At 36.6% G+C, this 13,235-nt stretch carries 12 protein-coding genes; 9 read left to right on the forward strand and 3 right to left on the reverse strand.

From position 1 onward, the window contains the following. The first annotated feature begins 211 nt into the window (after positions 1–211). The 7 genes from racD to F931_RS06175 all read left to right on the forward strand — a co-directional run bounded on the left by racD (position 212) and on the right by F931_RS06175 (position 7,936). Entirely contained in the window at positions 212–901 is a 690-nt protein-coding gene (gene racD, locus F931_RS06145) for an aspartate/glutamate racemase family protein (protein WP_016140535.1), read from the forward strand. A gap of 67 nt (positions 902–968) precedes the next feature. Continuing rightward, complete coding sequence (locus tag F931_RS06150) at positions 969–1,379, forward strand: PH domain-containing protein (RefSeq protein WP_016140536.1); 411 nt, start codon at positions 969–971, stop codon at positions 1,377–1,379. Between the two features lie 70 nt (positions 1,380–1,449). Next, positions 1,450–2,823, forward strand: coding sequence for a PQQ-dependent sugar dehydrogenase (locus F931_RS06155; protein ID WP_016140537.1), 1,374 nt, complete (start codon positions 1,450–1,452; stop codon positions 2,821–2,823). A gap of 176 nt (positions 2,824–2,999) precedes the next feature. After that, complete coding sequence (salA, locus tag F931_RS06160) at positions 3,000–4,277, forward strand: salicylate 1-monooxygenase (protein ID WP_016140538.1); 1,278 nt, start codon at positions 3,000–3,002, stop codon at positions 4,275–4,277. A gap of 42 nt (positions 4,278–4,319) precedes the next feature. Next, positions 4,320–5,675: an MFS transporter gene (locus F931_RS06165; protein WP_016140539.1), complete on the forward strand. Its 1,356-nt coding sequence runs from the start codon at positions 4,320–4,322 to the stop codon at positions 5,673–5,675. An 87-nt stretch (positions 5,676–5,762) separates the two neighbouring features. Further along, on the forward strand, positions 5,763–6,653 hold the full coding sequence (locus F931_RS06170; protein WP_016140540.1) for a LysR family transcriptional regulator: 891 nt from the start codon (positions 5,763–5,765) through the stop codon (positions 6,651–6,653). Positions 6,654–6,784: 131 nt separating this feature from the next. Further along, positions 6,785–7,936, forward strand: coding sequence for a sterol desaturase family protein (locus tag F931_RS06175; protein ID WP_016140541.1), 1,152 nt, complete (start codon positions 6,785–6,787; stop codon positions 7,934–7,936). 35 nt (positions 7,937–7,971) lie between these two features. Here the strand turns inward: F931_RS06175 and F931_RS06180 are convergent, their stop codons facing one another. After that, the gene (locus F931_RS06180) at positions 7,972–9,174 is read right to left on the reverse strand and encodes an MFS transporter (protein WP_016140542.1); all 1,203 of its coding nucleotides are present in this window, start codon (positions 9,172–9,174) and stop codon (positions 7,972–7,974) included. 134 nt (positions 9,175–9,308) lie between these two features. Between F931_RS06180 and F931_RS06185 the strand changes: the two genes are divergently transcribed. Both F931_RS06185 and F931_RS06190 read left to right on the forward strand, forming a co-directional pair. After that, positions 9,309–9,881 carry a TetR/AcrR family transcriptional regulator gene (locus F931_RS06185; protein WP_016140543.1) on the forward strand — a complete coding sequence of 191 codons (573 nt, stop codon included), beginning with the start codon at positions 9,309–9,311 and terminating at the stop codon, positions 9,879–9,881. 447 nt (positions 9,882–10,328) lie between these two features. Next, on the forward strand, positions 10,329–11,627 hold the full coding sequence (locus F931_RS06190; RefSeq protein WP_016140544.1) for a dicarboxylate/amino acid:cation symporter: 1,299 nt from the start codon (positions 10,329–10,331) through the stop codon (positions 11,625–11,627). A gap of 163 nt (positions 11,628–11,790) precedes the next feature. On the opposite strand, the gene F931_RS06195 is transcribed toward F931_RS06190, so the two are convergent. Both F931_RS06195 and gloB read right to left on the reverse strand, forming a co-directional pair. After that, entirely contained in the window at positions 11,791–11,994 is a 204-nt protein-coding gene (locus tag F931_RS06195) for a hypothetical protein (protein WP_002119766.1), read from the reverse strand. 357 nt (positions 11,995–12,351) lie between these two features. Beyond that, positions 12,352–13,083 carry a hydroxyacylglutathione hydrolase gene (gene gloB / locus F931_RS06200; RefSeq protein ID WP_016140545.1) on the reverse strand — a complete coding sequence of 244 codons (732 nt, stop codon included), beginning with the start codon at positions 13,081–13,083 and terminating at the stop codon, positions 12,352–12,354. Positions 13,084–13,235: the final 152 nt, after the last annotated feature.

Raw genomic sequence — 13,235 nt, forward strand, 5'->3', positions numbered from 1 at the left:
ATTCATGAGCTAATTTTTTATCAGCAAATCCCATGTGTTCATAATTATCATTAAATATATCTATGTTCATGTGTTTTTTATCAAGTATAAATTAAATCCAAATATTTTAACTTCATTTAAAGTTTTTAGTATAAAAGCAGCAATTTTATTCTAGCTACACTTTACTCATAAAAGATATAGATAAGTTTTAAATAAATAGAAGGGTTAAATAATGAAAACAATCGGCTTATTAGGTGGAATGAGTTGGGAATCTACAGCGCTTTATTATCAGCAAATCAATAAAATGGTTCATCGTAAATTAGGAAAATTACACTCTGCTAAGGTCATTATTAATAGTGTTGATTTTGGAGAAATAGCAGCCTTGCAAGCGAAGGGTTTATGGCAAGAGGCTGGCACATATTTAGCCGAGCAAGCATTAAATTTGGAAAAAGCAGGAGCAGATTGTATTTTGGTGTGTACTAATACTATGCACAAAGTTGCAGCACAAATTGAAGAATCAATTACAGTTCCTTTCTTACACATTGCTGATGCAACGGCAAAAGAAATTTTAAATCAAAACATTACTAAGGTTGCACTGTTGGGGACAGCTTTTACAATGGAGCAAGCTTTTTATAAAGCTCGATTAAGAGATCATGGAATTGATGTGATTATTCCCAATGAAGCCGATAGAAAAGTCGTCCATCGCATCATTTATGAAGAGCTTTGTTTAGGTGTGATCAACCCAGATTCTCAGCAACAGTACATCGCTATTGTAGAGAGGCTTATAGCTGAAGGTGCCCAAGGCGTTATCTTGGGTTGTACCGAAATTTGTATGTTGATTGGTGAGCTTAAATTCTCGGTTCCTTTATTTGATACGACCACCATTCATGCAAAAGAGGCGGTGAGTTTTGCTTTAATTTAAGAATATAAATTAAATAAATTAGAATGAATAAATTGCTAAAAACTAGTTTAAAAATGGAGGATAAATTTTGAAATTTAGATCAAAAATTGATTGGTGGCTTTTGTTAATATTTATTGTTATCACTGCCAATATTGTTATAAAAATTTATGAAGCAAATCATCATTATTCTTTAGCTTCAAATTTTCCGCATCTCATCATTTATAGTTTAGTCATTTTTATTATTTGGCTTCCCATCTTTAATACTTACTATGTGGTAGAAAACGGTACTCTAGTGATTAAAAGCTTAGTATTTCGATGGAAAATTAATATTAATGATATTACCCAAATAGAACCTACTCATAATCCACTTTCATCTCCAGCGCTCTCATTAGATCGACTCAAAATTTATTATATGAAAAATGGAAAAATCGCAACGGTTATGATTTCACCGAAAAATAAAGAAGCTTTTTTGCAAGCGATAAACAAAAGACTCCATTAAAGTTGCTTGTTTAATTGCTGACATAAATTACGCTATTTCCATGACATCAAAAAAGAAATGGTGATAAATCATGACTAAACGTTTTTTACTGCCAGTTTTAGGCACTACGGTTTTAGTTACATTAGCTGGATGCGCTTCATCCTCACAATATCCGATTACTGAGAGTTATGGTCCAGATCCAAAATTACCTGAACCTAAATCAAGTTTATTTCCCACTGTTAATATTGCACCTGCAAAAGGTTGGCCGAGTGGGGTAATGCCAAAACCCGCGGAAGGTTTAAAGGTAAAAGCATTTGCAAAAGGACTTGAGCACCCGCGCTGGCTTTATGTATTGCCGAATGGTGATGTATTGGTTGCTGAAACGGATGCTCCGCCTAAACCTGAAGACAGCAAAGGCATTAAAGGTAAAATTATGTCTTTTGTGATGAAGCGAGCAGGCTCATCTCATCCAAGTGCAAACCGTATTAGCTTACTTCGTGATACTAATGGAGACGGAGTTGCCGATCAGAAAACAGCGTTTCTTCAAAATTTAAATTCTCCATTTGGTATGGCATTGGTCGGTAATAACTTATATATCGCCAATACAGATGCATTGGTGCGTTTTCCTTATCAGGAAGGTGAAACTCAAATTACAGCCAGTGGAACCAAAGTATTAGATTTACCGGGCGGTCCTTTAAATCACCATTGGACCAAGAATGTCATTGCTAACGCGGCGGGTACAAAGCTCTACATTACCGTTGGTTCTAACAGTAACGTTGCTGAAAATGGTTTAGATCAAGAAAAAGGTCGTGCACAAATTACAGAGTTTGATATTGCAAGCGGTCACTCACGTCCATTTGCAACAGGACTGCGTAATCCAAATGGTATGGCTTGGCAACCGCAAAGTGGAAAACTCTGGACTGTTGTTAATGAGCGCGATGAAATTGGTAGTGACTTAGTACCTGACTATATGACGTCAGTCCAAGACGGTGGTTTTTATGGATGGCCATATAGCTATTATGGTCAACATGTAGATGTGCGAGTAAAACCACAAAATCCGGAAATGGTTGCTCGTGCAATTAAACCCGACTATGCACTTGGTAACCATACCGCTTCTTTGGGCCTTGCATTTTACACAGCTGAACTCATGCCACAATTTAGAGGAGGCGCATTGATCGGTCAGCATGGTTCTTGGAACCGTAAGCCTCACAGTGGTTATAAAGTTGTTTTTGTACCATTTAGAAGTGGTCAACCCTCTGGTCCACCACAAGATATCTTGACCGGATTCCTGAGTGATAAAGGCAAAGCGTATGGTCGTCCTGTGGGTGTAGCAATTGATTTTTCAGGTGCCGTATTAGTTGCAGATGATGTAGGCAATACGATTTGGCGCGTTTCACCGGTTGCTGAGACGACTTATGAAGCTCCAATGAAACATGCTATCGGAACCCCGCCAGGCACACCATAAAGTCTATCAAAAATAATTGATTAGCATGGACGGCCTCTAAGCTTTATAGAGGCCGTCCAATTGGCTATTATTTAATTTTTAAATAATTGAACAAAAAAAATACTAATTGGACTTTATAAGCCAACTTCTCAAAAATGAATATGTGAAAACGATAATGATGTTTAAGGAACAAACACATGAATACACATATTCGAATTGCCGTGGTTGGTGGTGGTATTGCTGGTCTGGCTTTAGCAAGTAATTTAAGTAAACGCCCCCATTTAGACGTGCAAATGTTTGAATCTGCACCTCAGTTTTCTGAAATTGGGGCAGGAATTTCTTTTGGTGCTAACGCAGTCAAAGCCATTGAACTGTTAGGTTTAGCCAACGAATATCATGCAATTGCAGATAAAGTATCGCCCCCATTTCAAGATGTTTGGTTTCAATGGCGCAATGGTTATACCGATGAATATTTATCTGCATCTATCGCGACAGGTGTAGGGCAGTCATCTGTTCATCGTGCTGATTTTCTAGATGCCATTATTCCTCACATGCCTACGCAAAATGTTCATTTTTCAAAACGCCTAGAAGCAATTGAAGAACAAAATGATCAGGTGATTTTACACTTTAATGATGGTAGTCAGTATGAGTGCGATTATTTAATCGGGGCTGACGGTATCCGCTCTGTGGCTCGCCAATATGTTTTAGCTACTCACGATTTACCACCGGTTCATCCACGTTTCTCAGGAACTTGGGCTTATCGTGGCATTATTTCTCACGCTTCATTTAAAGAAGCTTTGCAGCAAATAAACAGCGATACAGGTTTAGCAGATATTCCCCAAATGTTATTGGGCAAAGACAAACATATTTTAACGTTCCCCATTCGTAAGGGGGAACAAATTAATATTGTTGCTTTCTGCTCAAACCGTGAAGATACGGTACTCCCGGTTGATACACCGTGGACCAAACCTGTTGATAAAGCTCAAATGCTTTCTGATTTTTCAGACTGGAGCGAAAGCTGCCAAACATTATTGGGTTTAATTGAACAACCTACCATTTGGGCTTTACATGAAATTGAAGAACTTTCAACTTATCAAAGTGCCTCTGGTCATGTGATTGTTATGGGTGACGCTGCACATGCGATGTTACCCCATCAAGGTGCAGGAGCAGGACAAGGTCTTGAAGATGCATTAATCCTTGCAGCATTATTGTCGACAAAAAACTTACACGCAGATCAGTTAACCGATGTGTCTTCAATATATGAAAAGCTCCGTTTAAAACGTGCTTGTCGTGTTCAGCAAACTTCTCGTGAATCTGGCGAAATTTATGAGTGTTATTCGACTCAGTACCCAACATTTGTCGAAATTGGTGAACATCTTGAACATCGGTTTGATTGGTTATGGCAACACGATCTAGAACAGGATGTTGCAGAAGCAAAGCGACAATTACATCAATTAAAAATAGCAACGATTTAAATAAATTTTTGTTTTACACGCAATTTGCTAAGGAAAGCAATTATGGAAAAACTAAATGCAAATCAATTGATTGATGACGCAAGATTAACACCATTACATTGGCGTGTGATCTTGCTGAGTGCGCTTATTATTATTTTTGATGGCTACGACTTAGTTATTTATGGTGTTGCATTGCCTAAGCTTATGCAACATTGGCAGTTAGATAGTATGACTGCTGGATTGCTGGGCAGTGTTGCATTATTTGGCATGATGTTTGGTGCCATGATTTTCGGTAGCTTAGCCGATAAATTAGAGTCTTATGGCTTTAGCCGTAAGCGTTTAATTATGTTGTGTGTCCTTATTTTTAGTGGTTTTACGGTGTTATGTGGTTTTGCCAACAGCCCCAAAGAGTTTGCCATTTACCGTTTTATTGCTGGTCTTGGTTTGGGCGGAGTAATGCCGAACGTTATTGCTTTAATGACCGAATTCGCCCCAAAGAAATTACGATCAACTTTGGTATCGCTCATGTTTAGCGGCTATGCGATTGGCGGGATGAGTTCAGCGCTTTTAGGCATGTGGTTGGTTCCTAAGTTTGGTTGGCAAATCATGTTTATTCTGGCGGGCATTCCACTCATTTCATTACCTATTATTTGGAAATTTTTACCCGAATCAATCGATTATCTGGTTCGCCAGAAAAAATGGAATGAGGTACGTGACTTACTTCAACAATTAGCACCACAACAAAGCATAACTGATCATACAAGCATTGTATTACACCAAGAAAACCAACGAACTGCCACTCGACCTTTGGTTGCTCTATTTACCGAGAACCGTGCTTTAGTCACTATATTTTTCTGGCTGAGTGTATTTATGGCTTTACTCATGGTGTACGCGCTCGGTAACTGGATACCCAAACTCATGGTCGAGGCCGGATATGATTTATCAACCAGTCTTGTTTTTTTACTGGCGCTAAACTTGGGTGGGATGCTGGGTGCAATCGGTGGAGGCTACTTTGCTGATCGTTTTCACCTAGGTAAGGTCATTTGTTCACTCTTCTTTGCAGGTGCAGTGTCGCTCTACTTGTTGAGCTATGCTTTACCTATGGTCATTTTATATTTCTGTGTTGCCATTGCTGGAGCGGCATCTATTGGCGGGCAAATTTTATTGTTAGCTTATATGGCTCAGTTTTATCCTTCACCAATCCGCAGTACGGGCATTGGTATGGCTTTAGGAGTAGGCCGTATCGGGGCGATTTTAGGTCCGATTTTATGCGGCTGGCTTTTAAGTTTGCATCTACCCATTGCATATAATTTTATCGCTCTAGCCATCCCTTGTGTGCTGGCAACCTTAAGTGTTATTGCCATAAGTATTTGCAATCGAACTAAACGCGTAATGCTAAATTCAAGTATATCTCCATAAGAGTTAAGCTTTTTTTCCTATAAAAGGAACTAAACTCTAAACAAAGAAGTTAAAGTCTTTGTTTAGAGTATTTAAAGGATCAGAACCATGGATTTAGGTTTGATTAAAGTTTTTGTCTGTATTTATGAGTCTCGGCATATTAGTAAAGCTGCTGATAAATTAAATTTGAGTCAGCCTTCTGTGACTTATAATTTGAATCGTTTACGCCGTCAGTTAAATGATGAGTTGTTTACCCGAAGCCGAGGCGGTGTCGAACCTACAAAAGTTGCACATGAGCTTTATCCAATTTTTCATCAAGCAATTTTTAATATTGAATCAGCAATCGCTCAAGCACAGGAATTTCGTCCTGAAAATTCAAATAAAACTTTCCGAATCGGACTCTCTGACGCAGGGGAAATTTGTCTTTTGCCTAGTCTTATGGCTTTTTTGCAGAAAACAGCACCTTATATTCAAATTGAGATTGAAGAGATTCAGTCGTCTAAGGTTGAGCAGTGGCTTATTGACGGCTTTTTAGATCTAGCCGTATTTAATAGTACGCAGACCATAATGCCTAAAATAGAAACGCGTACTTTATTTGAAGAAAGATATGTATGCATTGCTAGAGCTGACCACCCAAGGCTACAGCAGCAACTGACGTTAGAGCAATATTTGCAAGAAGATCATGTGGCTATAAAATCATCAACAGGGCATATCCAAGTTGAGCAATATTTAAAAACAATGGATTTAAAGCGACGAATTCGTTTAGAGGTCCCACATTTTAGTGTTTTACAAGGGGTTGTGCAGAGTTCAGATATGTTGGTGACTTTACCATCGCGAGCAGCTCGGCATTATTTAGCCCATGGTAATGTCCAAATGTTTGAATTACCTTTTGCTATGGATTCTTTTAAAGTGAGCTTGAACTGGTTTAATCGTAGTGATGATATTATTGCCAGAAAATGGCTGATTCAATCTGTCGGTCAAATATTTGAGGTTTTATAAAACTAGTTAACGCTATTTTAAATCTCATTTTCAGTGGAATGGAGAATATTTGAGAGTTTAAAGTTCTTTCCAATTTATTATTAAATTTTGATAGCATTCGCGTTATATACAATAAGAACTTTATATGAATTATGACCGATCAATTAAGAGCAAAATTTGAAAATTTAGAACTTAACGCAGGATTAGGGAAAATTAGCGCCTTTATTTCAATGTCGCTCAGCTTACTTTGTCTATTTGGTGCATTATGTTTTTTATTTCCCAGTGTATTAACTACCCCAGAACTCCGTCCTATTTATGCCAAACACTATAATCTTTTTTATTATGGGCTGATCACAGGCATTATTATTAGCGCTGGCTTTGGTGCATTTAGTGCAATTATTCGTCAAAACCGATATGGTTTTTATGGGTTATGTTTTTCACTTGTGGCAGCGGTTTTGGGCTGTGGTGTAATTGAAGCACCCGTTTTACCAAGTGTGCCGTTTTATGCAGGTATCGATTATTTTGTACTGACTTTATTTATTTTAGCGTTCATTTTTATTCCACTTGAAGGTTTTTTTGCTAAAAATCCCGAACAAAAAATATTAAGGGTGGGCTGGGTGACCGATATGAAATATTTCATGGTCAGCCATATTGGTATTCAATTATTTAGCTTTTTAACCGTCATGCCAATTCAATATTGGATTACGCATTTGTCTCATAATCCAATTGTGCCTTATGTACAAGCTCAACCAATTTGGCTGCAATTTATTGAGTTGCTCATTGTGGTCGATTTTACGGTGTACTGGTTACATCGAGCTATGCATGAGGTTAATTTCTTATGGCGCTTTCACGCAATTCATCATTCGACTGAATATATGGATTGGTTAGCATCTTCTCGTTTGCATGTCATTGAAGTGCTCATGACTCGCTTCATTGCTACTTTACCGATTTTCCTGCTGGGTTTTCATACTTCGGCTGTTTTTGCCTATTTAGTCTTTATTTCATTTCACGCTATCTTCATTCATTCCAATGTACGTTTTCGTTTTCCATATTTGCGCTGGATTATCGCAACGCCAGAATTCCATCATTGGCATCATTCTTCAGAAAAACCTGCTATTGATAAAAATTACGCCGCTTTTATTCCCCTATACGATGTTATTTTTAAAAGCGTATATATGCCTAGTCATTTGGCGAGTGTGTATGGCACAGTGGGTTATAAAATCCCAAATAGTTTTATAAAACAGTTTACTTGGCCTTTTAAAAAGTATGTAAAGTGTTTTTTGAAACCTTGGCGTGATCAGTAAAGTAAAAAAGCCTCGATGGAGGCTTTTTTTAATCATTATTTGCTTTTAATATTTTTAAAAATCATCACAAGTGCAATCAGAGCAAGACCAATAATTAAACTCATATAAATGTTGGCACTGTTCATAAGTCCGATTTTACCCACAAAGTAACCTGCTAAAATTGCTGGAATACTAAAAGCCAAATAACTCTCTACAAAAAAAGCAGCCATGAGTCCTGCGCGTTCTTCGGGTAAAGCTAGAGGCATGACTGTACGAATTGCACCCATAAAAGCTGTACCAAAACCTACCCCCGTAATAATAGAACCCAAGAGTAAAATTACGGCACTGGTAAAATTAATCGCTAGAAATAAAACGGTTGCACCAATAATGATGGATAAGGTACCCGTGAGCAAAATACGAAAGTTGGTAGATTTTCTAAGAGTCAGAATCCCTGCTGCACCTGAAAGGGCGAGTGCCATAAACATAACGCCATTTAGCCAAGCTGAAGATGTGTGAAAAATTTTTGCTAATAAAGAGGGCATAAGTGATAAGAAAAAACCACTGACCATCCAAAGCGCAATATTAATAGGACTAATACTGAATAGAGCACTCCTTGCTTGATGTGGAATAGCCATGTTGGGTTTTAAAGAAGCAAGAGCACCAGATCTTTTGCGTACTGTTTCAGGATTAAAAAAACTTAAAATGAGTTCAACTGCAAACAATATACATAAGAGTTCAAAAACTAGATGTAAAGGTTGAACCGAAAATTGCAGAATAAGGCATGTAATAAAAATTCCTACTGCCATGCCGACCATGGGAGCAATACTATTAATTAGGGAACCATGATGCTTACTGAAATCTAAAATTGCGGCTCCAATTGCAGAAACAGCAAGACCTGTTGCAATACCTTGTAAGCCACGCGCAATAAATAGCATCGAAACATCTGAGGCAAAAAGGAAAAAACTCATTGAAGCAATTTGCAAAAAAATTGCTGAAATAATGACAGGCCGACGTCCGGTATAATCAGATAAAGAACCAATAATGAGTAAAGACGCAAGTAAGGTAAACGCGTAGGTCGCAAAAATTAAAGTTAAGGTAACAGGCGAAAATTGCCATGTCTGCTGATACAGACGATATAGTGGCGTAGGGGCACTAGACGCCGCCATAAAGGTCATGAGCGTGATTGTGTTTAAGGTCAAAGCAACTTTTGAATCTAACTGAAAAACTGATCCAGACCGTTTTGAACTTGAATTGTTCATATAAGATGAATAACATTAAAGCGAATATTTAGCTTTTATACATTATTTTCACACTAAAGCAAATCATTAGCTTTAGTGTATTTTGTATATACAAATAATATTTTAATTGTTTTTTCTTGAAGTAGAGCTGATTAATGGCAAAAGTTGTTACTGGGTTACGTCCAGGTGGTCGTAGTGAAAGAATTCAAACTGCGGTACATCAAGCAGTAAAAGAGCTTCAAAAAAATTTGGAACAAAGCCAAATTACTATACCTATGATTGCTAATGAAGCAGGTGTAACCCCTTCAACAATTTACCGCCGTTGGGGCGATATCAATCAGCTATTTTCAGATGTGGCTCTAAATGAACTGAAGCCGGATATGGAGCCGAAAGATTTAGGTTCATTTCAGCTTGATATTACTGCATGGATTGAACAATATTTTGAAGAATACTCTTCTGAAGTAGGGCAAACATTGCTACGAGATTTGCTATATGCAACTGAATCTTCAAATGCTCGAAAATGTGAAACTTTAATCGTTCAACAACTTGATATTATTCAAGCCAGAGCAAAGGGGCGTAATGAACTCACTATAGACAATCAAGAGATTATCGAAGCTGTGATTGCACCTATGCTGTTCAGAATTTTATTCACTGATCGAGCATTAGGCTTAGACTATGTCCAAACTTTATTAGCACGTTTATTCAAAGCACATTCTGATGTAATTTAGTTGAAACGGCTGCAAATCTGGATATTTTATAAAAATAGGCAAAAATTTATCTTATTTATAAAATTTTATATCAATTTTTCTTATTATTTTTAAATTAAATTTTCATAATTTTTAATTTACATGTTTTTTATAAAATCATTTATTTAATAAATGTTTGGGTAGTATGGCTTAATTAAACTTATATAGGCAATATGAATATAGTTTTTATCAAAAATAATAAAAATAAATAAATACTTATGATTAATTTTAGTTGCATTTTTAATTTTTAAAACCTAGAAATAAAAATGATTTTATATAATTTATTGCATGACTATTAAATTTGACATTTTTTAAATTTATAACACAGGCCGTTTTTTATTCTTTACAATGGCTTTTCCTTGATAAAGCAGCTTGTGGTGTACGCTTTATATTTATTTTTTTTATCCCCATCGAAAAGGTATTTAGATAATGGATTTCAATACCCTTGACCAAGAAACAGTACAGAAAAAACAGAAGTTTCACCAAATTTTGTATGTACAGGTCATCTTTGCAATTATTTTGGGCATTTTAATAGGTCATTTTTACCCAGAACTTGGCGAAAGTTTAAAACCGCTTGGTGATGCATTCATCAAGATTGTTAAAATGATTATTGCTCCCGTCATCTTTTTAACTGTTGTGACAGGCATTGCCAGTATGACAAACATGAGCCGAGTTGGACGTGTAACTGGTAAAGCGATGCTTTATTTTCTTACCTTCTCAAGCTTGGCTCTTGTGGTGGGTATGATTGTGGCAAATATTATTCAACCGGGGAAAGGTCTTAATATTGATCCTGCTACCTTAGTCAACGATAAAGTAAATACTTACGTTGAAAAGGCGCACGCAACAAATATTACCGACTTTTTCATGAATATTATCCCGCAAACACTAGTCAGCCCTCTGGCAGGTGGCGAAATTTTGCAGGTTCTATTTGTAGCGGTGTTATTTGGTATTTCTTTGGCTGCATTGGGTGACCGCGCACGTCCAATTACCGATTTCTTAAATAACTTAACAGCTCCAGTTTTCTATCTGGTTGGTATGTTAATGAAGCTAGCTCCAATCGGTGCTTTTGGTGCAATGGCTTTTACCATCGGTGCTTATGGAATCGAATCAATTGGTAATTTATTACTATTAATTATGACGTTCTATATTACAGCGGTGTTGTTTGTCATCGTGATTTTAGGAGCTGTAGCTCGTTATAACGGCTTCTCAATTATCCATTTAATTCGCTATATCAAAGATGAACTTTGGCTGGTTTTAGGGACGAGTTCTTCTGAAGCAGCTTTACCATCTTTAATGGATAAAATGCAAAAAGCAGGTTGTGAAAAATCGGTAGTCGGTTTGGTGATTCCAACAGGTTACTCATTTAACCTTGATGGTACAAATATCTACATGACCATGGCTGCTCTGTTTATTGCACAAGCGTGTAACGTGGACTTATCCATTAGTGAACAAATTGCATTGCTTCTAGTTGCGATGGTAAGTTCTAAAGGTGCAGCAGGGGTGACTGGTGCAGGCTTTATTACTCTGGCTGCAACTCTATCGGTTGTACCAGCTGTTCCTGTTGCAGGTATGGCGTTAATTCTTGGTATTGACCGTTTTATGTCTGAGTGCCGTGCATTAACAAACTTAGTAGGGAATGCCTGCGCAACAATCGTTGTAGCACGTTGGGATAAAGCTTTAGATAAAGATCTTTTAGATAAAGCCTTAAAGAACCATAAAGCAGAATAACCTTATAAAAAAAATCTGTAGCTAAGGGCAATTTGGGAGAGTAGCCCGGCTACAGATTTTTTCAACATCTAAAAATATATTTTAATTAAACCATTCTAAAGTTCTGCAACATTGCTTATCTTTTAAAAAAGACAATCTTAAATAAAAAATGAGTTGTAAAAAATTATGCTTTTAAGTGATCTTCAAACTCTTCACCTAATTGCATCGCTAATGAATTTCCTGCCAAATCACAGGTCACTAAACCATATTCTTTTTTAAAACTAAAAGTAAAACCTTTTCCATCAGCAAGATTTTTAACTGAATACCCTAACTTTTCTAACCAAATACGAAACGCAATCAAATTTTTAGCTTTAACAACCTTTTTCACGTGAGAACTCCTTCTATCCGTGGCATTACATCTTATTTATTAATAGGGTTTTAAGTAGATTTTTTAAAGGGGGAAATCTTTGTTTTATTTTGCAACTTGTAAAAAAAGTAAGATAGAGAAAGAAAAGTTTTCTTTTTTATAAAATTATAGAGTGGTTATGTAACTAAAAAATAAAAACTTTTTATTTAAAAGATTGTCCCTTGGCAGATTTTTAAAAAATTATAAATTTGGCGAAATTTTAAAAAAAGCTGAATAAATAAGAATAAAGTAAATGTAAAAAATAATTACCATGAATCTGTACTATGCAAAAAGATACAGTTTTTAAAATGAAACTGTATCTTTTATTGAAAATTAATTTTAGAAATTATCTTTAAGGGCTCGTAAGTGAGCAAAGTCTTCGGCACTTTCTGCACGGAGAAAAGGATTTGTTGCTAATTCAAGTTCTATGGTACTGGGTAGGGTGATTGATCCTTGTTTACGTAGCTCACGGACTTCTTCAGCTCGTTCAGATAAAGCATGGTTGTGTGGTTCTACCGTTAATGCAAATTCGGCATTTGAAAGTGTGTACTCATGCGTGCAATATACTTTGGTTTGTGTGGGTAATGCTGCTAAACGACTAAGTGAGTGATACATTTGTTCTGCCGTACCTTCAAATAATCGACCACATCCCATCGCAAATAAAGTGTCGCCGCAGAAGACAGCTTCTAACTCTTCAATAAAATAGACAATATGACCTAAAGTATGGCCAGGGGTCGCAATAATCTCTACTTTTAAATCATTAAACTTTAGGTGGTCATTATGCTGTAAGGGATGGGTAATTCCCGGAATTTTTGAAAGCTCATCACGTGGACCATACACTGTAATATTTTGAGCAGCAGTTAAATCAGCAACTCCACCGATATGGTCTTTATGCCAATGTGTAAGCCAGATTTGTTTTAAATTTAACTGATGATTCTGACAAAAGTGGGTAACGAGTTCTGCCTCTGTTGGATCAACTGCAACAGCTTCTTGGGTTTCACTATCTTCTAAAATCCAGATATAGTTTTGGAGGGCATTCTGTACATCAATAAAATGAATTCTATAACGCATTGTTTTATCCTAAAACCAAATCCAAAAAGTAAATAATCACTAATTTTGATCATAACAGAAAATAGTATTAACCCATGCACTCAACTAGTTGATGAAAAGGATTTATATAAAACAAAAAAGCCCCCATGTAGGGAGCTTTTTATATGGATGAT

It is taken from the genome of Acinetobacter pittii ANC 4050, from assembly GCF_000399685.1.
In the GTDB taxonomy this organism is placed as follows: domain Bacteria; phylum Pseudomonadota; class Gammaproteobacteria; order Pseudomonadales; family Moraxellaceae; genus Acinetobacter; species Acinetobacter pittii_E.

What these genes read in the sequence shown, in the direction of transcription:
- racD (WP_016140535.1), top strand. Translation starts at nt 212, where the DNA reads ATGAAAACAATCGGCTTATTAGGTGGAATGAGTTGGGAATCTACAGCG.
- F931_RS06155 (WP_016140537.1), top strand. Translation starts at nt 1,450, where the DNA reads ATGACTAAACGTTTTTTACTGCCAGTTTTAGGCACTACGGTTTTAGTT.
- salA (WP_016140538.1), top strand. Translation starts at nt 3,000, where the DNA reads ATGAATACACATATTCGAATTGCCGTGGTTGGTGGTGGTATTGCTGGT.
- F931_RS06165 (WP_016140539.1), top strand. Translation starts at nt 4,320, where the DNA reads ATGGAAAAACTAAATGCAAATCAATTGATTGATGACGCAAGATTAACA.
- F931_RS06170 (WP_016140540.1), top strand. Translation starts at nt 5,763, where the DNA reads ATGGATTTAGGTTTGATTAAAGTTTTTGTCTGTATTTATGAGTCTCGG.
- F931_RS06175 (WP_016140541.1), top strand. Translation starts at nt 6,785, where the DNA reads ATGACCGATCAATTAAGAGCAAAATTTGAAAATTTAGAACTTAACGCA.
- F931_RS06180 (WP_016140542.1), bottom strand. Translation starts at nt 9,174, where the DNA reads ATGAACAATTCAAGTTCAAAACGGTCTGGATCAGTTTTTCAGTTAGAT.
- F931_RS06185 (WP_016140543.1), top strand. Translation starts at nt 9,309, where the DNA reads ATGGCAAAAGTTGTTACTGGGTTACGTCCAGGTGGTCGTAGTGAAAGA.
- F931_RS06190 (WP_016140544.1), top strand. Translation starts at nt 10,329, where the DNA reads ATGGATTTCAATACCCTTGACCAAGAAACAGTACAGAAAAAACAGAAG.
- gloB (WP_016140545.1), bottom strand. Translation starts at nt 13,083, where the DNA reads ATGCGTTATAGAATTCATTTTATTGATGTACAGAATGCCCTCCAAAAC.